21 protein-coding genes are annotated in these 24525 nt (G+C 39.1%); 7 read left to right on the forward strand and 14 right to left on the reverse strand.

Going from position 1 to position 24525, the window contains the following annotated elements; genetic code table 11:
* Nucleotides 1–35: 35 nt before the first annotated feature.
* The 4 genes from MWU84_RS04390 to MWU84_RS04405 all read right to left on the reverse strand — a co-directional run bounded on the left by MWU84_RS04390 (nucleotide 36) and on the right by MWU84_RS04405 (nucleotide 3601).
* The gene (locus MWU84_RS04390; RefSeq protein WP_246898705.1) at nucleotides 36–485 is read right to left on the reverse strand and encodes a KTSC domain-containing protein; all 450 of its coding nucleotides are present in this window, start codon (nucleotides 483–485) and stop codon (nucleotides 36–38) included.
* Between the two features lie 117 nt (nucleotides 486–602).
* Complete coding sequence (locus tag MWU84_RS04395; protein ID WP_031444295.1) at nucleotides 603–797, reverse strand: cold shock domain-containing protein; 195 nt, start codon at nucleotides 795–797, stop codon at nucleotides 603–605.
* 144 nt (nucleotides 798–941) lie between these two features.
* The gene (locus MWU84_RS04400) at nucleotides 942–2255 is read right to left on the reverse strand and encodes a DEAD/DEAH box helicase (RefSeq protein ID WP_246898707.1); all 1314 of its coding nucleotides are present in this window, start codon (nucleotides 2253–2255) and stop codon (nucleotides 942–944) included.
* A gap of 2 nt (nucleotides 2256–2257) precedes the next feature.
* On the reverse strand, nucleotides 2258–3601 hold the full coding sequence (locus tag MWU84_RS04405; protein ID WP_246898709.1) for a DEAD/DEAH box helicase: 1344 nt from the start codon (nucleotides 3599–3601) through the stop codon (nucleotides 2258–2260).
* A 235-nt stretch (nucleotides 3602–3836) separates the two neighbouring features.
* Between MWU84_RS04405 and MWU84_RS04410 the strand changes: the two genes are divergently transcribed.
* Nucleotides 3837–4532, forward strand: a complete 696-nt coding sequence (locus MWU84_RS04410) for an intradiol ring-cleavage dioxygenase (RefSeq protein WP_246898711.1) — start codon at nucleotides 3837–3839, stop codon at nucleotides 4530–4532.
* 126 nt (nucleotides 4533–4658) lie between these two features.
* Here MWU84_RS04410 and MWU84_RS04415 read toward each other — a convergent pair whose 3' ends face one another.
* Nucleotides 4659–7169 (reverse strand): TonB-dependent receptor, encoded by a 2511-nt coding sequence (locus MWU84_RS04415; protein ID WP_246898713.1) that lies wholly within the window; start codon nucleotides 7167–7169, stop codon nucleotides 4659–4661.
* 89 nt (nucleotides 7170–7258) lie between these two features.
* Entirely contained in the window at nucleotides 7259–8068 is an 810-nt protein-coding gene (locus tag MWU84_RS04420; protein WP_246898715.1) for a helix-turn-helix transcriptional regulator, read from the reverse strand.
* Between the two features lie 420 nt (nucleotides 8069–8488).
* Between MWU84_RS04420 and MWU84_RS04425 the strand changes: the two genes are divergently transcribed.
* The 3 genes from MWU84_RS04425 to MWU84_RS04435 are packed head-to-tail and all read left to right on the forward strand — an operon-like array spanning nucleotide 8489 to nucleotide 10814.
* Complete coding sequence (locus MWU84_RS04425) at nucleotides 8489–9067, forward strand: TetR/AcrR family transcriptional regulator (protein WP_246898717.1); 579 nt, start codon at nucleotides 8489–8491, stop codon at nucleotides 9065–9067.
* A 24-nt stretch (nucleotides 9068–9091) separates the two neighbouring features.
* Nucleotides 9092–10090 carry an NADP-dependent oxidoreductase gene (locus MWU84_RS04430; RefSeq protein ID WP_246898720.1) on the forward strand — a complete coding sequence of 333 codons (999 nt, stop codon included), beginning with the start codon at nucleotides 9092–9094 and terminating at the stop codon, nucleotides 10088–10090.
* Nucleotides 10091–10136: 46 nt separating this feature from the next.
* Complete coding sequence (locus tag MWU84_RS04435) at nucleotides 10137–10814, forward strand: type 1 glutamine amidotransferase domain-containing protein (protein WP_246898722.1); 678 nt, start codon at nucleotides 10137–10139, stop codon at nucleotides 10812–10814.
* A gap of 223 nt (nucleotides 10815–11037) precedes the next feature.
* Here MWU84_RS04435 and MWU84_RS04440 read toward each other — a convergent pair whose 3' ends face one another.
* The 5 genes from MWU84_RS04440 to MWU84_RS04460 form a co-directional block, all read right to left on the reverse strand.
* Nucleotides 11038–11931 carry a DUF4382 domain-containing protein gene (locus MWU84_RS04440; RefSeq protein ID WP_246898724.1) on the reverse strand — a complete coding sequence of 298 codons (894 nt, stop codon included), beginning with the start codon at nucleotides 11929–11931 and terminating at the stop codon, nucleotides 11038–11040.
* 250 nt (nucleotides 11932–12181) lie between these two features.
* Nucleotides 12182–12697 carry a DUF4440 domain-containing protein gene (locus tag MWU84_RS04445; RefSeq protein WP_246898726.1) on the reverse strand — a complete coding sequence of 172 codons (516 nt, stop codon included), beginning with the start codon at nucleotides 12695–12697 and terminating at the stop codon, nucleotides 12182–12184.
* 206 nt (nucleotides 12698–12903) lie between these two features.
* Entirely contained in the window at nucleotides 12904–15027 is a 2124-nt protein-coding gene (locus MWU84_RS04450) for a M3 family metallopeptidase (RefSeq protein WP_246898729.1), read from the reverse strand.
* A 328-nt stretch (nucleotides 15028–15355) separates the two neighbouring features.
* On the reverse strand, nucleotides 15356–15868 hold the full coding sequence (locus tag MWU84_RS04455; protein WP_246898731.1) for a hypothetical protein: 513 nt from the start codon (nucleotides 15866–15868) through the stop codon (nucleotides 15356–15358).
* Nucleotides 15869–16048: 180 nt separating this feature from the next.
* Complete coding sequence (locus MWU84_RS04460; RefSeq protein ID WP_246898733.1) at nucleotides 16049–17992, reverse strand: helix-turn-helix domain-containing protein; 1944 nt, start codon at nucleotides 17990–17992, stop codon at nucleotides 16049–16051.
* Between the two features lie 191 nt (nucleotides 17993–18183).
* On the opposite strand from MWU84_RS04460, the gene MWU84_RS04465 reads away from it, so the two are divergent.
* Together MWU84_RS04465 and MWU84_RS04470 are read left to right on the forward strand one after the other, a co-directional pair.
* Entirely contained in the window at nucleotides 18184–18567 is a 384-nt protein-coding gene (locus tag MWU84_RS04465; RefSeq protein ID WP_281502506.1) for a DUF2784 family protein, read from the forward strand.
* 95 nt (nucleotides 18568–18662) lie between these two features.
* The gene (locus MWU84_RS04470; RefSeq protein ID WP_246898736.1) at nucleotides 18663–19400 is read left to right on the forward strand and encodes a phytanoyl-CoA dioxygenase family protein; all 738 of its coding nucleotides are present in this window, start codon (nucleotides 18663–18665) and stop codon (nucleotides 19398–19400) included.
* Nucleotides 19401–19482: 82 nt separating this feature from the next.
* Here the strand turns inward: MWU84_RS04470 and MWU84_RS04475 are convergent, their stop codons facing one another.
* From MWU84_RS04475 to MWU84_RS04485, 3 genes are all read right to left on the reverse strand, one after another.
* A complete protein-coding gene (locus MWU84_RS04475) occupies nucleotides 19483–20871 on the reverse strand; it encodes an FAD-binding oxidoreductase (RefSeq protein ID WP_246898738.1) in 1389 nt (462 codons plus the stop codon).
* 59 nt (nucleotides 20872–20930) lie between these two features.
* On the reverse strand, nucleotides 20931–21413 hold the full coding sequence (locus tag MWU84_RS04480) for a cupin domain-containing protein (protein WP_246898740.1): 483 nt from the start codon (nucleotides 21411–21413) through the stop codon (nucleotides 20931–20933).
* 365 nt (nucleotides 21414–21778) lie between these two features.
* Entirely contained in the window at nucleotides 21779–22885 is a 1107-nt protein-coding gene (locus MWU84_RS04485) for a nickel-binding protein (protein WP_246898742.1), read from the reverse strand.
* Nucleotides 22886–23162: 277 nt separating this feature from the next.
* On the opposite strand from MWU84_RS04485, the gene MWU84_RS04490 reads away from it, so the two are divergent.
* A complete protein-coding gene (locus MWU84_RS04490; RefSeq protein WP_246898745.1) occupies nucleotides 23163–24473 on the forward strand; it encodes an MFS transporter in 1311 nt (436 codons plus the stop codon).
* The last annotated feature ends 52 nt before the right edge of the window (nucleotides 24474–24525 follow it).

Raw genomic sequence — 24525 nt, forward strand, 5'->3', positions numbered from 1 at the left:
TATTTAAGCTAGCGGCCATACGGATTCAACAGTTCCTATGCTTCTTGTAGCTGTTTTTTGGATTGCCTATAGTTGTATTTAGGATATATCATGCGCTTCGCAAAACGGTTGACAGTATTGGAATTGACCATCTTGATGTAAACCTGCTTGGTAACACCAAAATATTCATAGGTAGATCCGTCCACGAAGGTAATTTCCAATAAAAGGCCCTTGTGATGGTAATCGGCTATCCCCGAATTGGTGATGGTTTCCGTATAGGCCTCCAAGTTTGCCATTTTTGTTTCTGGAGCAATGCTCACCAAAAAATGATAACCATCTATAATCTTTCTACTGTTTACCTCTGCTTCCTCGCGCTTAATATCCCCTTCCTGAAACTTATCCGGATGCCATTCCTTAACCAAGTCGCGGTAACTTTTCTTAAGTACCTTTAGATCGATCTCCTTTTCTATTCCAAAAAGTTTCTTGTATTCGTTTATGCGCTTCATAATGATATTTTTACAGGGCGCGAAACTACGTCTAATTTCTTACAACCCGCTGTATTTAACAAATAAAAAAAGCCCATCTATTAAGATGGGCCAATTCATTAAACATGGAAGTATATATTATATAACTTGTACGTTTACTGCGTTTAATCCTTTGTTACCTTCTTTAAGGTCAAAAGATACTTCATCGCCTTCGCGAATTTCATCGATCAATCCTGAAATGTGTACGAAATGATCTTTTTCAACACCTTCTTCAGTGATAAAACCAAAACCTTTAGTGTCGTTGAAAAATTTTACTGTTCCTTTACTACTCATCGTAATGTAATTAAATTTATTATAATATTAAGTTGCAAAGATGGTGCTAATAATTTAAAAAACAGCTATTTACTTCATTTATATTTACAAACTTGTTTTTTAGAGGCATTTATTTTCAAATTTACGCTGTTATTATACCCCTAATTATAGTACGGATATCCGTACTTTTTTCTTTTTTAAACGCGTGTTGTTCAGTTTTTTGACTAGCTCACCGGCTATCGACAATGGTACGGCCACAAAGGCACAATCCTGTTTTAACTCTATTTCTCCCAATTGATCTTTGTTGATACGCGCCTGTTTAAAAAATAGGCCGGCGATATCCCCTTTGGAAATTTTGTCCTTTCTTCCACCGGAAATAAACAAGGTTTCCCAATATTGTGGTTTTCTTTTTGCTTGCCTTGTTATATCCACTCCTTCCGCATCATCTATAAACGAGGGCAGGTTTTCATTTTCCCATTTTAGCACATAGGCAGTGCCCTTGGCATTGACCCTTGCGGTCCTTCCATTTCTATGGGTAAACTCTTCCAAAGAATGTGGAAGTTCATAATGAATAATATATTTCAATTCCGGAATATCAATTCCCCTAGCTGCCAAATCCGTTGCTATCAAAATTTGGCTCGTCCCATTTCTAAATTTAATAAGGGAACGCTCCCTATCCTTTTGTTCCATGCCACCGGAAAAACAGCTATGACCTATACTGTTTTTATCCAGAAAAGTACTCACTTCCTCGATGCTGTCCCTAAAATTGCAAAAAATTATTCCTGGTTGATTTCCTATGTGCAATAACAATTCCAACAATCTGGGCAACTTATCCTTAGTCTCCGTACTCACCTTCTTGATAGCTAATTTTGAGGCTATTTTTACTTGTAAATAATCAATAACTACAGGATTATCCAATTTTACAAAACTTGGAAAGCCAACACCCTGGGTTGCCGAGGTTAGGATGCGCTTCTTAATATTGGGCAATTCATTCAAAATTCCCGACATTTCTTCCTCAAAACCTATTTCCAGAGACTTGTCGAACTCATCCAATACCAGGGTCTCAATACTTTCCCTAGAGAACCGGTCACTATCAAAATGGTCCAAAATACGTCCTGGGGTTCCTATTAAAATAGAAGGGCTATGTTTAATTTCAATCTTATCCTTGGACATGGGGCGCCCTCCATAAACGGCATTTACCTTATAACCGGTCCCCATATTCCTAACCACTTGCTCAATTTGTATGGCCAATTCCCGGGTAGGCACTAGAATAAGTGCCTGGACCTCGTCAATATTAGGATCCAGAGTTTCCAATAAAGGCAATAGAAATGCCAAGGTCTTACCGGTTCCCGTTGGGGACAGAATAATTGTATTGGCTGTTTTTTCAATAACAGAAATGGCCTCTTCCTGCATAGGGTTCAACTGTTGGATCTTTAATTTTGATAAAATATCCTCCTGCTCTTTTATATTGTTGGCCATGATTATTGTTTATTTTTTTTCTTTTTGGGCGATTCCAATTTTGGGCTTCCACTGCTTGATTGCCCCAAATGATCTGTAAGTATCTTATCTATAAGTTCCTCCTTGGTCAAGTGATGAAATACTGTTCTTATTTTCTCCCTAAAATCTTGGGAAATAGTACGATTGGGTTTGGTCTTGAATATTTTGTTGGCCCAAATCAAGGCGTTATTTTCTTCAATACTTTCGGCATCCGCTTTTTTAAATTCTTTAAAATCTATACCCAACTCCTCTTGGAATTCGGCAATATCCTCTACTTCCTCTTTCTGGATAACGGTTAATGAAAATCCAGCTGCCCCTGCCCTGGCGGTACGTCCACTCCTGTGCACATAGGTATCATAAGTATCTGGCAAATGATAATTTACTACATAGGATATTTCCTTAACATCAATACCACGGGCAGCCAAATCGGTCGCCACCATAATATCTATAAACCCTTCTCTAAATTGTCCCATTACCCGATCTCGAATACCTTGGGTTAAACTCCCATGTATTGCACCTGATCGGAATTTATTGATGGCCAAGTTTTTTCCCAATTTATTTACCGCCGCTTTCGTCTTGCAAAAAATAATTCCTCTTTCTCCCTCCCTGGACTTTAAAAAGTGAAGTAGAACTTCCAATTTCTCAATGGGTTCTACGACAACATACCTATGTTCTATTCCCTGATGCCCTAATGTAGCCGTGTCCGCTTCTATCTGAACTACATGTTTGGACATATAATTCTGGATCAATTGTTTTAAGGCTCCTGGCATGGTAGCCGTAAACAATAATGTTTTTCTGGATTTTGGGATTTCTGCAATAATACTATCCAAATCCACCTTTAAGGCAGTTACCATTTCATCGGCTTCATCCAAGACCAAATACTTAATATTTTTAATGTTCATGGCTCCTCGCTTCACCAAATCCACTAAGCGACCTGGTGTGGCTACTACGATATGGGTGGCACTCTTTAAACGTTCTATTTGAGGCTTTATAGGGATTCCTCCACATATTGAAGCAATGGAAATAGACGGACTATGGGTAGAAAAGGAAACCAGATTAGTATAGATCTGTTGCCCCAGTTCCCGTGTAGGCGCCAATATTACGCCCTGGATATTGGTATTTTCAGTTTCTATTAATTGTAATAAGGGCAAACCAAAAGCAGCCGTTTTACCTGTTCCTGTTTTTGCCAAAGCAACTACATCCTTGTTTTGCTCCAAAATCACAGGAATCACCTTCTTCTGAATATCAGTGGGCTCTGATATTTGTTGGTCTATTAAACTTTGAAGTAGGTGTTCGTTAATTCCTAAATCAGAAAACTGCTTTGACATAAAATAATTTTCGGCAAAGATAGCCACAGTTTTCTAGGGAATGCCTGTAATTGGTTTATATTCCAATATATTAACGGTTAGTGCTCTTGTTTCCTATTTTATCGTATGCAGCATTCTTTACAAAAAGTATAGAAAAAAAATAATCCATATTCCTCTTGCCTGCACTATTCCTCCAATTTTCTTCCTTAAGACCTACTTTTTAAATAACTTTATTATATACTAAAGCTGAATTAGGATGAAAAGAAACGATTTTCTGAAAAAAGGAGTTTTGGGGATGGGAATATTCGTTGCCGTCCCTACCGTGGTACAAGCCTGTACTAAGGATAGTGATCCTAAAATCCAGGAAGAGGGTAAGGAAGATTGTGAATTATCCCCTAGTGAGACGGCCGGACCGTTTCCAATCAAAACTCCGTCGGATTTAATGAAGTCCAATATTGTCTCGGATAGAATTGGTGTTGCTTTACTATTTACTCTTAAGGTGTTAAACAAGAGCAACGATTGCAATCCACTTTCCGGAGTTTATGTTGATGTATGGCATTGCGATGCCCAAGGCTATTATTCCGAATATGGGAATACGGCACTACAACAGAGCGATTATACCAATGCCCATTTTTTGAGGGGACGACAAATTACCGATTCGAACGGAAACGCTTCATTCATAAGTATTTTTCCGGGTTGGTACCCAGGTAGAGCACCCCACATTCATCTTGAAATTTTGGATGCCAATGAAAAATCGATTAAAATAAGCCAAATTGCCTTTCCAAAAGCCGTTTGTGATGACGTATATGCCACGGCCTCCTATCAAGGTGAAGCAGACACCTTAAATTCAAAGGATAATGTGTTTAACAACAGTCTTACAGGTAATATGGCAGATTCCGTAACAGGCAATACAACGGATGGTTACACTTTGTTAAAGACGATTGTAGTATAACATAATACTCCTTTATTAAGACTAGGCCTCTTTAAAGAGTACTGACCTAATTATAAGAACAAAAAAAGTCCGGCAAAATATGATTGCCAGACCTTATTTTAGTTAATATCCAGAACACTTTCTTATTTAGAATTCCTTTTTGCCAAACTCACTTTCTATAAACTTGGCCTTACTTTTTGTGGCATTAAAAGTATAGGACAAATTAATGGATATCATATCCACTTCATATCGGTAATTGGTAGTAGTGTAGAATTCATTGGCTTTAAACGTAGTGATACGTTGTTCATTGGTGTCCAACAAGCCCATATCTATATTCTGCCATTGAAGGGTTGCCGTTAATTTATCATCAAAAAACGACTTTCGAAAGGTAAGATTAGGGGAATAGAATCTAGAATCTTCTCCTTGGGCGGTATTCGTATCGGACAAATAATTGAACGTAAATTGCAAAGAGGCATTTTCCCAGAACGAATAGGTGGAATTTACGTTAAAAGAATAAATGGTGGCACTGCTATTTACACCGTAATTTCTAGAGATACCATCCCTATGTCTAAAAATAAAGGCCCCGTCTATATCATAGGAATAAATATTTGTTCCTATATAATTCGTCCAATTGGCGGTAGGTTTTAGTTGTGCCCCTATTTCAATTCCAAGGGCATTGCTTTTTCCTACGTTGGAGTAAACCCTATTAATAATACTGTCCAATACAGCACCATTAGCTTCATAGGCCAAGGTGTTCACACGGTTTATTACATTGTCAACATGCCTATAGTAAGCCGTGGCGTTGATGGAATTACCACCTTTAAAGCTTTTGGTTATACCTAGTTCCAGCAGATCAATAAATTCCGGCCTCAATTGATTGTCTCCCTGTTCAAAAACCTCGGAGTGTTCCCTTTCGGCGAAACTGTTCATTTTAAGGGTAGTTGTTCTTTCTACCCTTTTGCTATAAGCTGCCTTCCATTTGGTCCTGTCGTTAACCGTATACTGCAATGATGCGGATGGAAACAGCTTAACAAAATCATAGGTATAGGTTTGCTCGGGGTCGGCTGTCCTTAAATCTTCCGAATAAGTACGATCCATGGATTCCAATCGCAGACCTCCGGCATAGTCCCATTTATTGCTTGCGCCTGTTAGTTGTGCATATCCAGAATGAATGGTACGCTGTAAACTTATATTACTGGAAAACTCAGGTACTAAAACGCCATCGCGCTCATAAACAAACTCACCTGTGTGGTCAATATCCCTAAATTGATAGCCTGTTTCCAAAGTACCAATGGAAAAAGGCTTAAATTGATAATCCACATTCACCCTATACCCGTTTAGTGGGTTGTCATTGGTATTGTACTCCTGCTGATAAATAATATTACGATCGGTAAGACCCAAATTATCATTATAGGTAGGACCGCCCAAAAAAGTGTATTCATACAATAGGGAGGTAGACAACTTGGAATCATTGTTGAATTTATGGGCATAATCAAAACTACCTAGGGCAAAATCGCCCTTTCTGGTTCTTAAATTATGATTGTAATACTGAAAAGTATATTCCCTGTTACCACTGCCTATAGGCGAAATGGCGTGATTGTCATAGTAATCGATATCGGCCAAACGATCTACTGTATGCTTTCCTGCATAAAAACCCAAAGAATAGGTATCCGCCTCATTAGGTGTAAAGTCTATACCGAATCTACCGTTATAGCTAATATCATCAAAACTCCGTTCCCCATCGGAAGGCAAAAAGGTTTGTTTGTTCTCGGCTTCATTTATGACAAATAACTCACCTTCCCTCCTACCTGTTTTATCATTGCGCTGGTAACTTGTTCCAAAGGACAGGTTCCATTTATCGGTTCGCTTGTTTATAGTTGCATCCATACCATATCGCTGTGCAGCCTCCTTGGTGCCATAGGGCTCAATGGAAGGTAATCCTGCACGAACGTTTACTTGGGTATAAACACCATTTGTAGCCCCCTTTTTGGTAATTATATTCAATATACCCCCTTTGCCCTCAGGGTCATATTTGGCCGAAGGTGCAGTAATCAATTCCACTGTTTCCAATGCATTTGCAGGCAATTGCGCCAATATGGTACTGGCGTCGCCCTGGGTTGGTTTTCCGTTAATCAAAACGGCAAAACCCTGACTGCCCCTTACACTTACACCGCCCTGGGCATCTACCGTTACCGTTGGCAAGTTCCTAACCACATCAATGGCATTTCCTCCCTGACTATTTTGAAACTTTTTGGTATCAAATACCTGACGGTCTATCTTGTGAAGCACCGTGGACCGTTCTCCTTGTACAACAACCTCGTCCAGTTGGTTTCCGAAGGACAATCCTACTACCTCAAGAACTTTCGCCGGTTGCTTTTTATCTATTTCAATATCGGAGATTGTTTGGGTATCATACCCCATAAATGAAGCTTCCACATAATAGGTTCCAGGTTTTACTCCGTCTATAACAAAGGAACCATCTTGAGATGTAACCACTCCTGTGACCAAAGCCCCATCTGTCTGATTATATAGTGCTGCCGTGGCGTATTCCAAGGGTGAGCTATCGCTGGCATCAATAATTTTTCCGGAAATCTGGGCGGTTACAACTTGCAGGCCACATAATAGGACCGCAATAATAAAAGTACTTTTAAAATTCATAAGTAATTGGTTTGATCTTAATTTTCGACAAAAATAGATCTGCCATAGAACTTAAAATGGTGTATTTGAAAAAGGAATGGTGTTTATAATCACAAATGTGATTTTTTATACTGTAAAGGGGTTTGCTGTGTATAGCGCTTGAAATATTTGGTGAAGTGCGAGGTATCCTTAAAATCTAGATCATAAGCTATATCACTTATAGATTTATTGGTATATATAAGTTGTCGTTTTACTTCCCTGATAATATGCTCTGCAATAACATCCGAGGCTGTTTTGTCGAAGACCTTATGACATATGGCGTTGAGATTCTGCGAAGTGGTATTCAAAGTCTCTGCGTAAAAAGAGACATTATTCTTTAAATTTTCAGATAATAGATTAATGAATTGCGTGGTCTTATCCGTATTTTCTCCTCCTTGGGCAGAGGCGTATTTTACCATTTTGGACAATATGGCCTTTAATCCCCCCTCCACGGCTTCTTGGTTCAATTGAAGTTGTTTCATTTCCCAACACAATGCCTCGAACAGGAATTTTAGAGAACTATCATGATCTTCAACCTTTATTTTTTGACAGTTACTAAGTTTAATCAGCTGGGTATTGATGTATTTGTCCAGTGTTTTTTCTAAAAAGGACTCCTTAATAATAATGACATATCCTTGGGGTTTAGTAATAATCTCCCAATGGTGAACTTCGTCCTTCTTCACCAAAAACAGCAGCGGTGGTTCTATGCTATGGCTTGTCATGTCCATATGATGAAAACCACTACCTTTTACAAAATAGATTATTTCGAGATATTTATTGTGTTTGTGAGGCTTGGTATACCTTTTAGTGACATCGAAAGGTTCTATTTTTATACCAACTTCAGCATTAATTTTGTTGTATGTGCTGATGGAATCGTTCAAAATGGTCTGTGGTTAACTAAGTATAATAGCAGTAAATGTAAATATTACGTTTTAAATTCAATTTTAGTAAACTTAACTTTAAGATAAATTTATCATAAAGTTTTATTCACCTTAATTTCCGAAGTGCTCTCTGTATTGGGTATCTGAAGGCTATGCCTTTTCGAGTACGGCGATTTTGGCAGATTACATCATGGTCAGATTTTGCTTTTATCAAAGTCCTCCCAAATTAACCACTATCCCCTATCACTCCCAAATAATCAGCTTTTAATAACAATATCCCGTTCTATGCAAATTTTTATTCCTGTAAACTTTTGTTAAAATGTTACGAAAAAGAATGAACATTCATTTTTATTCTTATCTTTGTACCCATATTGCTATCAACCTTGAACAGCACCCTTATAAATTTCCATTTAGAACATTATGGCAAAACTTCAAAAAAGTATTGAAAAGCGAAATGCCTTGGTAAAAGCTACCATTAACTTGGTCAACAACAATGGTTTCCACGCTACCCCCATGTCCAAGATTGCAAAAATGGCTAACGTCTCACCCGCTACTATTTACCTGTATTTTGACAATAAGCAGGACCTTGTAAACAAAGTGTATATAGAAGTTAAGGCCACATATACGGCCTATGCTTTCAAAAACTTTAGTAGCGACACCCCTGTAGCCGAAGGTTTTGAAAAAATATGGAAGCGTATTGCCGATTTTAAACTTAAGGAAGTGGAAGAAGCTATGTTTCTGGCCCAGTGCGACAATACACCCATGATTGACGAAGCCAGTAGACAGGAAGGTCTAAAACACCTGCAGCCACTATTGGACCTATGGGAAAAGGGGAAAAAGGAAGGCATCATAAAACCTTTGTCGCCCTATCTCCTCTATGCCTACACCATTAATCCTTTATCTTTTTTAATGATAATGCAACAAAGGGGTGTTTTTCAATTAAACCAATATCACCTGGAGGATGCCTATCAGGCGGCCTGGAGCAGTATAAAAAAATAAACCCCAATACACTAAAACTACATAATGATACAGACTATTATATTAAAAAAAAGACCTGTAGGGAAACCTACCCTGTCAGATTTCGAATTCGTAAATGAGGATAAGGATCTAAACATTCAAAAAGGAGAAATACTTCTGGAAGCCACCTATATTTCCGTTGACCCCTATTTAAGGGGAAGAATGAATGATGCCAAATCATACGTTCCCCCCTTTGAGTTGGGAAAACCCATAACCTCCGGTGTTGTTGCCAAAGTTATGGCTTCCAAGAACGATAAATTTAAAGAGGGCGATTATGTTTCGGGGATGATGGACTGGAAAACCCAACAGGTTTCCAAAGGAGAAGGCCTTTTAAATATAAATAAGGACCTAGCCCCCCTTAGTGCTTATTTGGGTATTTTAGGTATGACCGGACTAACCGCTTATTTGGGCCTCAACGAAATAGGAAAACCCAAAGCCGGGGAGACCTTACTGATTTCTGGTGCCGCCGGGGCAGTGGGCAGCGTAGTTGGGCAGATTGGAAAAATATTAGGACTATATGTTGTGGGTATTGCCGGAACGGATGAAAAAGTGGCCATGCTTACCTCGGAATTCGGCTTTGACCACGCTATTAACTATAACACTACAGACGATATGAGAGCAGCCATAAGAACAGCTTGTCCAGACGGTGTGGACGTTTATTTTGATAATGTAGGTGGCCCAATCTCCGATGCGGTTTTATATAATATCAACAAATATGCTAGAATGATTATTTGCGGTGCCATTTCGGTGTACAACAACACAGAAATGCCCAAAAGTATTAGCGTTCAACCATTTTTGATTAAAAACAGTGCCTTAATGCAAGGTTTTATTGTTTCCAATTATGCGGAAAAATTCCCTGAAGCCATGAAGAATTTATCCACTTGGTTGGCCGAAGGTAAATTAAATTATACCGAAACCGTTGTAAACGGTTTTGAAAACACCCCACAAGCATTTTTGGATTTGTTTGAGGGTAAAAACAAAGGGAAAATGATCGTAAAAGTCTAGGTTTGGATTACAATTCCCATATTAAATAACATTAAAATAAAAACAAATGAAAATACTATTTGTACTAACATCCCACGATAAATTGGGGGATACCGGAAAGAAAACAGGATTTTGGATCGAAGAATTTGCAAATCCATATTATACCTTATTGGATAAAGGGGCCGATATTACCTTGGTCACTCCCAAAGGCGGAGTTGCACCTATAGACCCAAGTAGCGATACCCCTGAAACCAGTACAAGGGATACCGAGCGATTTAAAAATGACGCCGTGGCACAGGATAAAATAAAGAATACTTTGGCCTTGTCAAAAATAGATCCCAGTGACTACGACGCCGTATTTTATCCAGGAGGCCACGGACCGTTATGGGATTTGGCGAACGATACCACATCTATAGCACTCATTGAGACTTTTAACAGACAGAAGAAACCGATTGGCTTTGTATGTCACGCCCCGGCCGCACTAAAAGGGGTTAAAAATGAAGATGGCTCTCCACTGGTCAAAGGCAAAAAGGTAACCGGATTTACCAATACTGAAGAGGCGGCAGTTCAGCTCACGAATGTGGTTCCATTTTTAGTGGAAGACATGTTAAAAGAAAAAGGAGGCACCTATTCCAAAGAAACCGATTGGGCAGCCTATGCCATACAGGACGGGAATTTAATTACTGGGCAAAATCCGGCATCCTCGGAGTTGGTGGCGGAAAAACTATTGGCTTCCCTTAATTAAGGAATCGCTTTTAAGCTTTAAAAGCTGAACATCTTTCAATAGTTGTTCGGCTTTTTTTTGTAATCCGATTATGTCTGCATTTTATTTCAATTGGATACAACTAATCTTCAATTTTGTAATGGACTGGATTCACCATTGCCTTGAACATACGGCAAATTATATAATCTTATACAAAAAAAGGTGGACTATGACACCCACCTTTTACATTTCTTATAAAGTAATGTTATTCCCCAGCAACCAAAATAAAATCTTGGGAGGTGGTATTTCCAGCAACTATTTCTATATCGGTAACAGATTTCTTTTGGTAGGTTGATAATTCTACCTCAACATCATAACTTCCGGCAATTAGTCCCATAACCATGTATTTTCCGTCAGCATCCGTAAAAGTAGTAGTATTCAAGGTGTCGGCTGCAAAAACGGCCACTTGTGCTCCTTCTAATCCTTCTGCAACTTCTTCCTGAAGTGTTGTCACCTTACCGGACAAAGTGCCAGCGGTGGACATATTACAAGCTTTAATGACCGGTTTAAAATTAAATCCGGTTATATTCTCATAATTACTGCCTCCTCCTTTAGCTACAAAAGATTTGCTTACATCAAAATCTAACAATAAATCGGCACTTAGTCCACCTTCTACCACAAGACCGGGTTTAATAAAGATCTTTATACCAGTTTGTTCCCCGCTAGGTACTTTTAAATCAAATGTGGAGCCATCCGTAAGTACCACGTTTACACCTTTTACATATACCCTTACAAGGTCGTAAATTCCAACAGGGACATCTAGATCGACCAAATTCTTGGTAACCCCGTTGGTAAGTTCCAAAAGATTGACCTCCATTTCATCTTCCATCAGAACAACAAAGGAAGATTTTTCTTCTGTTATCATTGAGGAATCTGAATTATCCTCTACCTCGGAAAAAATATCCATATCCCCTTTGTAACGGGCATCTATCTTAAAAATAGTTACGTTTGCCTCTGCTACCAGATCATGTGGAAAAGGTGCATCCGTTAAATTAACGGAAAGTCGCCCATAGTCCCTATTCTTATCATCATTGTCAGTACAAGAAATAAAAACTGTAAAAACAAAAAATAATGCAATTGTTATCAATCTGAATTTCATAGTTATAAATTTTAAATATTAGTAAATGTCAGCTAGGCCCCTTAATCAAGGGCTCATAAACAATAACAATCCAAGATGGACTTTACCCTACCACATTTTTAATAATTAACCATTTATTCGTTGAAATGCATCCCAAATTTAATTTTCCAGAGATTATCAGCAAATAAACATAAGGAAAAAGTGACTATTTAAATCTATTATAAATCGAGCTTCAACTGCTTTTATGCAACATTACCCAAAAAGGCTCAAGTTATTCCTCGGGCGATCGGTGGTCATAGCTCAACACCCGTTTTAACTGCCACTTACTATCCTGCAGTATAAAAACATGGGAGAATTTGGCTATCCCGGTAATATAAAGTTCTTTATGGGCCTCCTTTATATAAAACTCATGTACCCCGTTTTGTATGGCCCCATACAAAACTCCGTTGTTGTACAATGGAAATACCTCCATACTGTCCGCTACCAATTTACGCATAGGCTTCTTGTCTCCGCTTCCGCAAATATTCTGTTCTATAGCCTTAAAAAATTCCTCCTTGGAAGTGCTTATCCCGGACTGATCATGATAAAATTCCAAATCAGGGGCAATTAAGTGCTCCATCTCCTTGAGCTCACAATTATTAAAACCATTTTCGAACAAGATACTGTCCAATTTTAATACTGTACGGTAAAGTTCAGACGAGGATTCCATTTGTGCCTGTCCAATGTTGAAAAATAATAACATGAGGATAAAAAGTCCTGATATCCTGAAATAAGAAACGGTTTTCATAGTGAACAATGTTAAGGATTATACTTTTAAAGATAATACCCTTAAACTTTTGTTACAACATTTCGATTACAAGGAATTCTGGTAGGTGCCTACTTCCTATTTCAAGAAAGTAAAAGTTGGGACTGTTCACAATTATGGAAAATAAAAAAGAGGCCCACAACAGCCCCCTTTTTAATATTTAATACCAAGATAATTCAAGGCTACAATTATTGTAACCCCCGTGCTTTTAGCATAGGTTCTATTTGTGCATCGCTACCGCGCCAATCCTTGTACATTTTTTCCAAGGGCAGGGTATTGCCCCTAGACAAGATCATATCACGTAGGCGCTGACCATTTTCACGGGTAAGTCCTCCATGGGTCTCAAACCAATTATAGGCATCGTGATGAAGCATTTCAGTCCATAGATAGGAATAATATCCCGCAGCATAACCACTGCCAAAGATATGTGCAAAATAGGTGGATCTATATCGTGGGGGAACGGCGGGGACCACATCCAATCCAGTCTTTCGTAAAGCTTCCTTTTCAAAAGCATTGGCATCCTCGATTCTAAAATCGGAACAAATGGTATGCCACTGCATATCCAAGTTAGAGGCCGCCAAATTTTCAGTTAGGCTATACCCTTGGTTAAAAGTCCCGGATTTCTTTATCTTGTCGATAAGCGTCTGCGGTATCTGCTCCCCTGTTTGGTAATGAAGGGCATAGTTTTTCAGGATTACAGGATACAGGGCCCAGTTTTCATTGAACTGGGAAGGAAACTCTACAAAATCCCTCGCCACCGAGGTACCTGATAAGGACGGGTATTGCTGATCGGCAAAAAAGCCGTGAAGGGCATGTCCAAATTCATGGAACATGGTCTCCACCTCATCATAGGTCAGTAATGCCGGCTCACCGGCCACGGGTTTCGGATAATTACAAACATTGTAAATAACAGGTTTTTTATTGTATAATTTGGATTGATCTACAAAATTGCTCATCCAGGCCCCTCCCCGCTTGCTTGGTCGGGAAAAGAAATCGCCATAGAACAATCCCAACGGATCTCCGTTCTCCTCAAAAAGCTCATAAACCAATACATCTTTATGATAGGTAGGAATATCGGTCCTGACTTTAAAGGTTATTCCGTATAGTTTTTCGGCAGCATAGAAAACCCCATTTTCAAGTACTGTTTTCAATTCAAAATAGGGTTTTATCTGGTTTTCGTCCAGATCGTATTTTTCCATACGCACCATATCGGCATAAAGGTTCCAATCCCACGGAGACAGAACGAAATCCCCTCCCTTTTTCTTTATCATTAGCTGAATTTCCTCTGCCTCTTGCCTTGCTTTTGCCGTAGCGGCAGGTATAAGTCCGGCAAACATTTTATTTACATTCTCCGGCATTTTGGCCATAGTGTTTTGTAGGCTCCATTCCGCATAATTGGCAAAGCCCAACAAGGCCCCTTTTTTGGCACGTAATTCCGCTATTTCAGTAATTAACGTTTTAGTATCCTGAGCAGTTCCATCGGCACGCATCCAAGCAGCCTGAAACAACTTCTCCCGTGTCTCCCTTTTTTTCAAGGATTGCAATAATGGCTGCTGCGTTGTATTTTGAAGCGGAACCTTCCATCCTTCCCCATCCTTGTTCTCTAAAGATTTCAACTCGGCTTCAGATAATCCCGCGAGATCCGATTTCTCAGTAAAAACAACGGCCCCGGCATTATTAGCCTCAAGTAAGGTCTTGTTAAAAGAATTTACCAAGGTGGCCAAGCGTGAATTATATGATTTTAAAGTCTCCTTATCCTCTGGGGATAAGTTGGCACCAGCTATTTCAAAATCCTCGAAATAGTCTTCCAATAATTTTTGGGATTCGGCATCAAGTTCCAGAGATTCTTTTGCACTGTGCAAGGATTTAACACGTTGAAACAATTTATCGTTCAGGTAAATAGCATCGTTAAGTTCAGAAAATTTTGGTGCCATTTCCTCCTGTACGGCTTGAAGCGTATCATTGGTATGTGCACCGGTCAGTGCAGAAAATATATTCCGTACACGCTCTAGAAGTACTCCGCTCTTTTCCAGTGCCAATATGGTATTATCAAAAGTTGCTGGATCAGTACTGTTTACTATTTTCTCTATAACTGCTTGTTGTTCAGTGATTCCCTTCAAAAGGGCATCCCTAAAATGGCTGTTATCGATTTTAGTGAAATCAGGAGCACCATAGGGTAGCGTACTTTCTACAAGTAACGGATTATTGGTAATATTCATAGTATTCTGGGAAGTTAAAACATTGTTTGTCCTGGAGTCCTTACAGGCAAAAATCAAAACCAATATAAGGAACAGACAAGATAATTTATTCATATTGTCCTTATAAAATCCGTAAAATTAAGGAAATCGCTGTGATTGGGAAAGTTGGTCTAGTTTGGAGAATTTAACCAATCTGGGGGGTAATTTCAATTTTTTGAAAAAATAGAGCGCTAATTTTAGAGGTATAAATGTTGCTACCTTATAATAATGCAAATATTTTTACGGGCTTAGTTGGCTACCATTACGTGCATTGGTTTTTTAATCTTAGAATGGGAAGCTTTTACAGTCACCAATTAATCCATTGAAATGGGGCTTTGGAACAAATATAAAAAAAACCTTACCGGAGGAGTAAGGCTAAAGAAACCGCATAGCAATTGAATTATTAATCATCAAAATTTAAGGTCATTTTCTTCTTTTGATGCCCGTCCGTCAATGTAACCTTGTACTGTTTTTTGGTCAAATTGTCTTCGGAAAATACACACACATAGTGATTCTTTTCCATTTTCCATCCATCATTGCCGTCAAATACCATTTTACGCACGGTCATTGGCAGTACAATATTTTCAAACTTTTCAAAGGCTTTTACTATTGAACCATCAGCTGTATAGGACGCTATAATATCCCCGTTACTCGCTTTAAACACAACATCAAAAGTATGGATATCCTTTTTATCGTATTCGGATAAGGAGGTTACATCAAAATTAGCGGCCTTGAACTGCAATTCCTGAACAACTTCCGGAGTATTTCCATCATTTACCTCCCGTAAATAATCAACATTAACCGGAGACACTGTTATGGCGTCCAAGGTTACAGGGTCAATTCCGTCATTGTCTTCCTGTGCAAGCACCAGGCCTGCAAGACTAAAAAAAATCAATAATGTTACAAATTGTTTCATGATAAGGTGGTTTAAACTGTTCATAATTCCTTGAAACCTAAGTTGCGATTAATTGTTTAGCTGCACATAGCAATTATGTATACGCTCTTTAAAAGTTAATTTTGAAGTATATAACAAATGACTTAAAACCTTACACTTATGTTGTTTTAAAAGGAGAATAGAACCACAAAAGCAATTAGATTAGTCCAGGGACGAAAGAGGAGGCACGGGAAACTTCATTTTCCTATACAGGTCCAAATACCTCGGATCCTGCCTATATGTTGCCAACAAAGGCTCGGCACGTAACCAGGTCATTTCCACTTCGTGGTTATCGTAGGATTTTTGAAGCCATTTGAATACTTCCCTATCTTCTTGAATATGGCAGTAATACAGCGCCATGAACCAGGCCGGACTACCTGAAGAACCTTTAATGTAGTGTTCTTGTAAAGTGGAAAGGCTTTCCTGGACACCTTCACGGTTATTGGCCATTTCAAAATGTACCGCATTAAGCCATGCAACAATGGGCGGGCGGTCAGGGAAACTATTCATCAATTTCTCCAACTTTAATCTAGACTCTTCATATGCCCCAAAATAATAATACCATTTGGCTGCTTCCCTTAGGTAGAACATATCATCCAAGAATAATGGATCAAATTGTCTTAATTCTTTTTTAGCTTCTGCTGCCGAGTACAAAAAAAATATCACAGAGGCCCTAATGGCAAATAACCATCCAAAAGAGGGATCTTCCAATATAAGTTTATTCAATTCAGAAAGAGCATATGCACATTTACCGGTCTTAATGTAGTAATCTACAAAAAGATATTCATTCCAATTATCGGCACCCTTATGGGCGTAATTGTCCGAAATATACTGCTCCACGGACTCAAAGTCCCATTCAAAATAAAATTTGCCAACAAACAACTGATCGGACAAACGCACATTTTCACCATCAATTGCTGAAGCCTTTTGTAAATAAAATTTGGCATTTCTCCAAGCCTCCTGTTCTCCGTACAAGCCCCAAACTGCGCCTCCTGTAACATATATGTCGGCAAGGCCCAACAAGGGTTCTACAAAAGTTGAATCCATTGCAAAGGCCTTTTCATATAAAGGAATGGCATTCTTAAATGATGATTGATTAAATTTATTATTCTGATATTCTGCCAAGAGATAATAATTATAGGCTTCTTCACTTTTTGTGGGTATTCCCGTGAAAGCATCATAGTCCCTTTCGGTAAGTTTCACATTCATAATGTTGGCAACATTTTCTGCTACCTTGGATTGAATTTCGAAAATTTCATTCGTCTTCCATTCTCCAGAATATGATCCCGACCATAGTTGTTTATTTAAGGGACCGTCATTCAAACGTAGATTTATTTTAAATTGACTACCCTGTTTTTGAAAATTTCCTTCAAGAATGTAAAATACATTAAGTGTTTTTGCCAATTCAGGCATACTTTTTTCGCTGTTCTTGAATTGGACACTGGACGTAAAAGGAACTACTCTATCCATGTCCTTTATTTCAGAAATTCTACTGATAACAGCATCGGTCATCCCATCACTTATATATTCCAATTCGGGGTCTCCGCTCCAATTCTTAAAGGGCAAAACCGCAATGGACTTAGTACTATCATCGGACAATAGTGGGGAAATTGAAGGAGTATCCTTTTGGAGTTTTGACAGAATACTTCTGTTGTTGATATAGCTAAACATAGTTATTAGGAATAGGATGCCCAACACTACTATAAATATTGTTTTCTCCTTACCAGTTTTTTTAAACTTTGGGTGTTCTTGCTCCAAGTGCTCTCGAATTTTTGCTTCCCCAGGGGTAAAGCCATAGCGTTCCTTAAAACAAGTATTAAAATAGGTGGGGCTGTGAAAGCCTACGGAATATGCAATTTCCGATACCGTGGCCATATCCTTTTGAAGAAGCTCCATTGCTTTTTCCAATCTCAATTCCCGAATGAACTGGCTTACGGATTTACCAGTCAACTTTTTCAACCGTCTGTGTAAATGCGAGCGACTTACTCCATAAATACGGGCAGCTTCCTTAACCCCAAATTGTTCGTTATCAAAATTATTACGAATAATCTCGGTCAATTTTAGAAGAAAGCTTTCGCCATCACGCTGTGATTCTAAATTGTCCATAAGAAACTAGGTTAAAGATTCAGGGGAGAGGAGAAAAATGGAACTCTTTTAAAGTTACAAAATATTACCTTAAAAAGCTGAATAATAATATTTTAAACACCCCTAGACCCACTGCTTTTCCCCTAATTTGGCAAAACCGGTTTGGCAGGAAAAATTTGCTATCTTTTCAGAAAAACCAATCCTTATACCTGATGGACGATTTATTTTTAGGGATAGCGAATATTTTTTTCTTTGTTTTCCATTCGGCCCTGATTATTTTTAATTTATTCGGCTGGATGTTTGCCCGTACACGAAAACTTAATTTTATGACCTTACTTTTGACCTTTGGATCCTGGGTGGTATTGGGTATATGGAAGGGATGGGGCTACTGCTTTTTAACGGATTGGCATTACGAGGTCCTGGAACGATTGGGGGAACAAAATCTTCCTAGGAGTTATATTGCCTTTTTGGTTGAAGAAATAACGGGCTGGTTGCCAAGTACGGCACTTACAAATTATTTTACGGTAGGCCTGGCATTTTTAGCTCTATTGTGTTCCCTATGGGTGAACCTGATATCCCCCGCTAAGAAAAAGTAGGCCATTTAACTACATTAAATAGAAGTTATACTGATAAAATTGTATCTTTTGATGCAAAAACAGAGTTAGGCGTTTAAAAGAGACAATAATATAACATGTTAACAAAAGAAGAAATTGAATTTTTGGATAGCCAAGGGTATTTATCTTTGGGTAAACTCTTAACAGACGATCAGGTGAAAGCCATTAACCAAAGGATCGAAGAGTTGATGTTCAATGAAGGCCAGGCTGCAGGTGCAGAATTGGTAGAATCAAAATATATACGGCATCCTAAGGAAGAGGGGGCCGACAGGTTAGCCGATCTGGTCAACAAAGGAGACGTTTTTGATGTGTTTTACACACACCCTAGAGTGCTCGCCGGCATCTCCGCAGTTCTGGGCCCATCCTTCAAATTATCATCCCTTAACTACAGGGCTGCCAAACCCGGACTTGGACATCAGAATCTACATGTAGACTGGGGAAATAAAATGGTGGAAGGTGTTTACAAAGTCTGTAACTCCATTTGGTTGTTAGACGAATTTACCGAAAATAATGGCGCCACCAGGATTGTGCCCGGAACCCATAAACTTGGTGTATCGCCACAAGAGAGAATGAAGGACCCCAGCCTTCCCCATCCTGATGAAGTTATCATTCAAGCCCCTGCAGGATCCGTATTTATTTTTAACTCTCACGCCTGGCACGGAGGAACTACCAACCGTACCACCAAGCCCCGAAGAAGTATCCACAGTTATTTTTGCACCTCGGAACAGCCCCAGCAAATAGACCAAAGGAAATATATCACCGAGCAAACCAAAAAGCGTATAGGGACTGAGGCACAAAAGATATTGGATGTATAATGACAGCATAATCCCCTTCATAATAACCAAACCCTTTACACCCTAATTTAATTAGTTGGGTTGCCAATCACTGTTCCATACCTTAATTGCTTGGCATGATATTTTGATTTACACGGAACAAGTTATTGGGATCATATTGTTTTTTTATACTGGACAAACGCTGGTAATTTTGCCTATAGCTGGCCTTCACCCTTTCCTGGCCCTCGTCCATCATAAAATTGGTATAGGCACCTCCGGAGGAATACGGGTGCAATGCATCATAATAATCTTTGCACCAGCTAGTGATTTTGTCCGCGTTGCCCGGATCTGGATCAACCCCCACAATGACACCGGCGTACTTGGCATCCCTATAGGCCCAAGGTGTATCCGTAGCCCCTGGCTTAGCTGCGGCCCCGCTAATGGGATATAAATGCATTTGCGACAGTGGAGTTGGAATTTTAGAACCATATTTTAAATGGCCAGCCCTCACCTCCGGACCTAATTTATTAAAGAAGTCGGCTCTCCAATACCATTGCAATCCTGGCGGAAAGAGTCCGTCGAATAAGGTTTGTATAGACGGATATGGCATTTCCCCTACGTGTTCGAACAACGGTTTTTTAGCCAAGACCGGTTTAAAAATCTCCTCAAACTTATCGGGCTTTCCTGTATAACACCATACTATGCCACAAAATTGTTTGTTGTGCAGTTGTTCCGGAAATGGTGGTCCCGGAATAACCATAGTAGCAATAAACCCGTTTAGATCTTCTGGCGCCTTATGAATAAATTCATCGTACCAGGACATTATTTCTTCGGTCTGCTCAATGGGCCACAGGGTAGGTCCCCCAATCACCGTTTTCAAAGGATGGGCCTGAAATTTAAAGGATGTCACTATACCAAAGTTACCTCCACCCCCTCGAATGGCCCAGAAAAGATCTGCATTCTGCTTAGCGTTCACGGTAACAAAGGAACCGTCGGCCAAAACCATATCAGCCTCCAACAAATTGTCTATGGTAAGTCCGTATTTCCTGGAAAGATAGCCTACACCTCCACCTAGGGTTAGTCCCCCAACCCCTGTGGTAGAGATTATTCCTGCAGGGATTGCCAGTCCAAAGGCATGGGTGGCATGATCTACTTCTCCCCAAAGATTCCCCCCGCCAACACGAACTGTATTATTGGAAGTATCAACACGAATAAATTTTAATCCCGACAGATCTATTACCATACCCTCATCACATATACCCAATCCGCCTCCATTGTGACCTCCTCCCCTAACGGCGATCAACAAATTGTTTTCCCTTCCAAAGTTTACCGAAGCTATTACATCTGCCACATCCACACATTTGACCATCATCCCCGGATGTTTGTCAATATTGGCATTGTACACCTTTCGGGTGCTGTTGTAATTATCATCGGATGGCATAATCACTTCTCCCCTTATTTCTTTTTTAAAGGATGCTATAAGGCCGGCATCCATACCAATAACCATTTCCATAATTGTAATTTTTTAGTTTTCGTATAACTTTTTCTAACAAGATCTATATGTAGCTTTATTTATTCTTTTAATACCATTGGAAATGCGTCCAAGGGTTCCTCAAAGCCAATGAATAATACACAGGGATCCTTATCTCCACATTTTGCGGTATGCGGTTTTGTCGCTGGACCAAAGGCATAAGAGCCCACTTTCATTATTTGTTCCTCTTCCCCTTCATAGGTAACGTGCAATTCTCCAGAAACAAGAATCATACGTTCTACAGAACTATGCCAATGTTCAGGTATTACATAGTTGGCAGGTACTTTAAAAAATACATCCACATTATTTTTTGCTGGATCACCGTGTAAGACGGATATGGTGCAGCCCTCGGGCATAAAGGATGGGCAAGGGCCCCATTGTAGATCTTTATCCATATGCGTCCTTACCAGTGATGTTTCCTTCACTTCTTCAGTGTCACCTTGGCCAAAAAAGGAAAAACTTGCAAAAAATGTCAAAATCAAAATGACAACTTTTAATTGGGAATACTTGAGAGTGTTATTCATGACTAAAATGTTTTACGGTTAATAATTACAGCTCATCTATGATTTCTATCCAACCTTAACTCCCCTGATTTAGTGTGCACAACTCTGAGCCACATAAGCCTCTGCCCACAGGAAGTGCATTAATAGTTGAAAAAAGAAACGAAGGGGGAATTGGTTATTATTTTATAAAACGAGGGGTATAATTAAATAAAAGCAGCAACGATCAAGGTATTACTATGAGCTATTGACAATCCTACAACACTTCTTTTTGCAATGATCAGCTTTTTGTTGGAAGTAAAATTAAATTAAAACAATTCGGAAAGCCTCTACTTTTAATTCAAATAATTACAAAATTCGAGCATGGGCGATATAGCCATAAATAAAACCTATAGAACAAAATTTTGGATGTATTTGGATGGAAGGATTCCAAAATTATCCATAAAACATTTTGAAAAGTATGCAGGACTGCTAAATCCGGTAGTAAAGGCCGTCTCGGAAATATTATTCACTTTTTTATTCAATAACTTCAAAGCCTTGTCCAATCTATAATCCTTTATAAAGGTATTGGGGGATTTCCCGGTAAGAGCAACCATTTTCCTATATAACTGGGATTTACTATAACCCAAATTTTTACTGAAGTTATCGGAATTGAAAGCAGCATTGGCCCAATCTTTCTCCGTATAGTCCATTAACAGATTTACAAATTTCTCCTCGGCTTGATTAAGCGCTTTAATATACTTTTGGTTCAATTTAATGTTCAAATTTTCGCTTTCATACAATTCCTTTACGTCAGGGGACATCACAATTTTACCTTGGACCAATTCACATAACCGTTCTGCAAGTTTAATTGTATCCTCAAAAATACCATCCTTTTCGGTCACTGGAACTCCTGCATTCAATCCTATGCTCAAATGAAAATCTTTGTCGAACTTCTTTGAGGAGTCGATATGGTGGGTATGTATCTCTTGAGCACAAAGTACAGCATTGGTCACCGAATTAAAGGACACCAAGAAATATCCTGATTTTTGTCTTACCACCCTGCCCAAAAATTTTTCTACAGATCCAAGAATGTATTTATTATAGTTACCAATTTCATTATCCATATGCTTAGGGTCACTTCCCAAAAAAGATACCTTTCTAAGACCAATGACCATTATGGTTCTAAAAGCGGGGTCATTGATAATATTTAATTCTGTCTTTTGTGATTTTTCAGGATCCTCGATTCTGCCCAAGAATGATTCCACTATGGAACTCTCTACTTCTATAATTCTGTGGGGGACTTCTCCGTGGGCATGATTGTGCATATCCTGAATAGCCTTTTTATTGGGGGCCTGAATTAGGCAAAAAGCGGTTCTCCTTTTTTCATCACACCAATAGGTCATTCCCTTGCATCCGTAAAGATGTTCTATTTTTAAATCTTCCCGATGCATTTGTGCCACATGCAGCGCGGTGATCTCCTTAGGAATTTCGTGACGATCCATGTAGATTGGCATAACAGTAATTTTTTATACAAGTTAGTGATTTTAATCCAGTTATGTATCAGTTTCCTTATTTCGTTTTTAGTCTAATTTTATTAAAAAAACAAGAATATTATTTTGCCATAAATCCCTTTCCATGTCTTATCTAAATATTATATTTAGAATTCATATAATCCAAGAAAGTTTTGGCATAGACTGTATGGAACCATTAGTTTTATGCTTTGGAAAATTTATAAATGGAAAACGATTTTCCCAACCTTATAGCAGCCAACAAAAAGGTAAAAGAAAAGGCATGAAACAGATTCACTGGACAGAAAAATTATATGACTATTTGAACAATGAGGAGGATGCCCGTATTTGTAAGGATATTGATGAATCTGCCTGCCAATACACCCCAAAAAATTATTTCCTTTTGATGCTGAGCAATATTTTCACCAAATTGGGAGATACGCTGAGCAACCCCAAAACAGTCCTGGCTTGGGTAATGAGTTATGTTAGTGCTCCTGTTTATCTCATCAGTTTTATAGTCCCAATCCGAGAATCTGGATCAATGCTACCCCAATTAGCTATTGCCAGTTATATAAGGACCAAAGAAAAGCGTAAATGGGTATATGTCATTGGATCGCTACTCCAATTTGTATCTATGGCCGCCATAGGTTTTGTAACGTTATATACCCAGGGTTCCCTAGCTGGGTGGCTTATAATCCTTTTTCTTGTGACTTTTAGTTTATCCCGTGGATTATGTTCGGTTGCCTCCAAGGACGTGTTGGGAAAAACGATTCCCAAGACACGAAGGGGAAAATTAAAAGGATATACCGTTGCGGTCTCCGGAATCTTGGTGTTACTTGCCGGACTTTATATGATCTATCAATCAAAAAGTGATGCCGGTATCACCTTTTATAGCTACACCATTTTTTTTGCGAGTGCCATGTGGTTGATATCGGCACTGATATATCTAGGTATACGGGAATTTCCCGGTGAAACCTCTGGAGGCAAAAACGGATGGAAGGAAGCCTTAGAACGCATGGATTTGGTACGATCCGACAGGAATTTCAGACGGTTTATCATAGCACGCTCACTTTTACTCTGTTCGGCTTTAACAGCTCCTTTTTACGTACTACTGGCCCAGACCAATGCAGGAAAGGGAGGCTATCTATTGGGTCTTTTTATTATCGCCAACGGATTGGCATCTATAATAAGTGCCCCTGTATGGGGAAGAATGGCAGATCTTTCCAGCAAAAACGTAATGGTTATTGCGGCAACCATTGCTGCACTTTTAGGCATTGTAATGTTTATTCTTGTGAGCTATGTGCCAATTGCCAAAAACGCCTATTGGTTGTATCCGGTCGCTTTCTTTATATTGGGAATAGCCCATAGTGGGGTGCGCTTGGGCAGAAAAACCTATATCGTTGATATGGCCGGTGGAAATAAACGTACAGATTATGTAGCGGTCAGCAACACCATTATAGGGCTTATTCTCTTGATTACCGGTGGTATAAGTGCGGTGGCGGCGACCATCTCTACGGAAGGTATCATTTTGGTGCTATCCCTTTTCGGAATCGCAGGTGCCTATGTAAGCTACCAGTTGCCCAATGTGGAATAGTAGCTAGTAGTAAAATCCCAATATATTGGAGACACTTAAGGAATAAATCCCT

Origin of the sequence: Arenibacter sp. F20364, from assembly GCF_023015905.1 — a bacterium.
GTDB lineage: Bacteria > Bacteroidota > Bacteroidia > Flavobacteriales > Flavobacteriaceae > Arenibacter.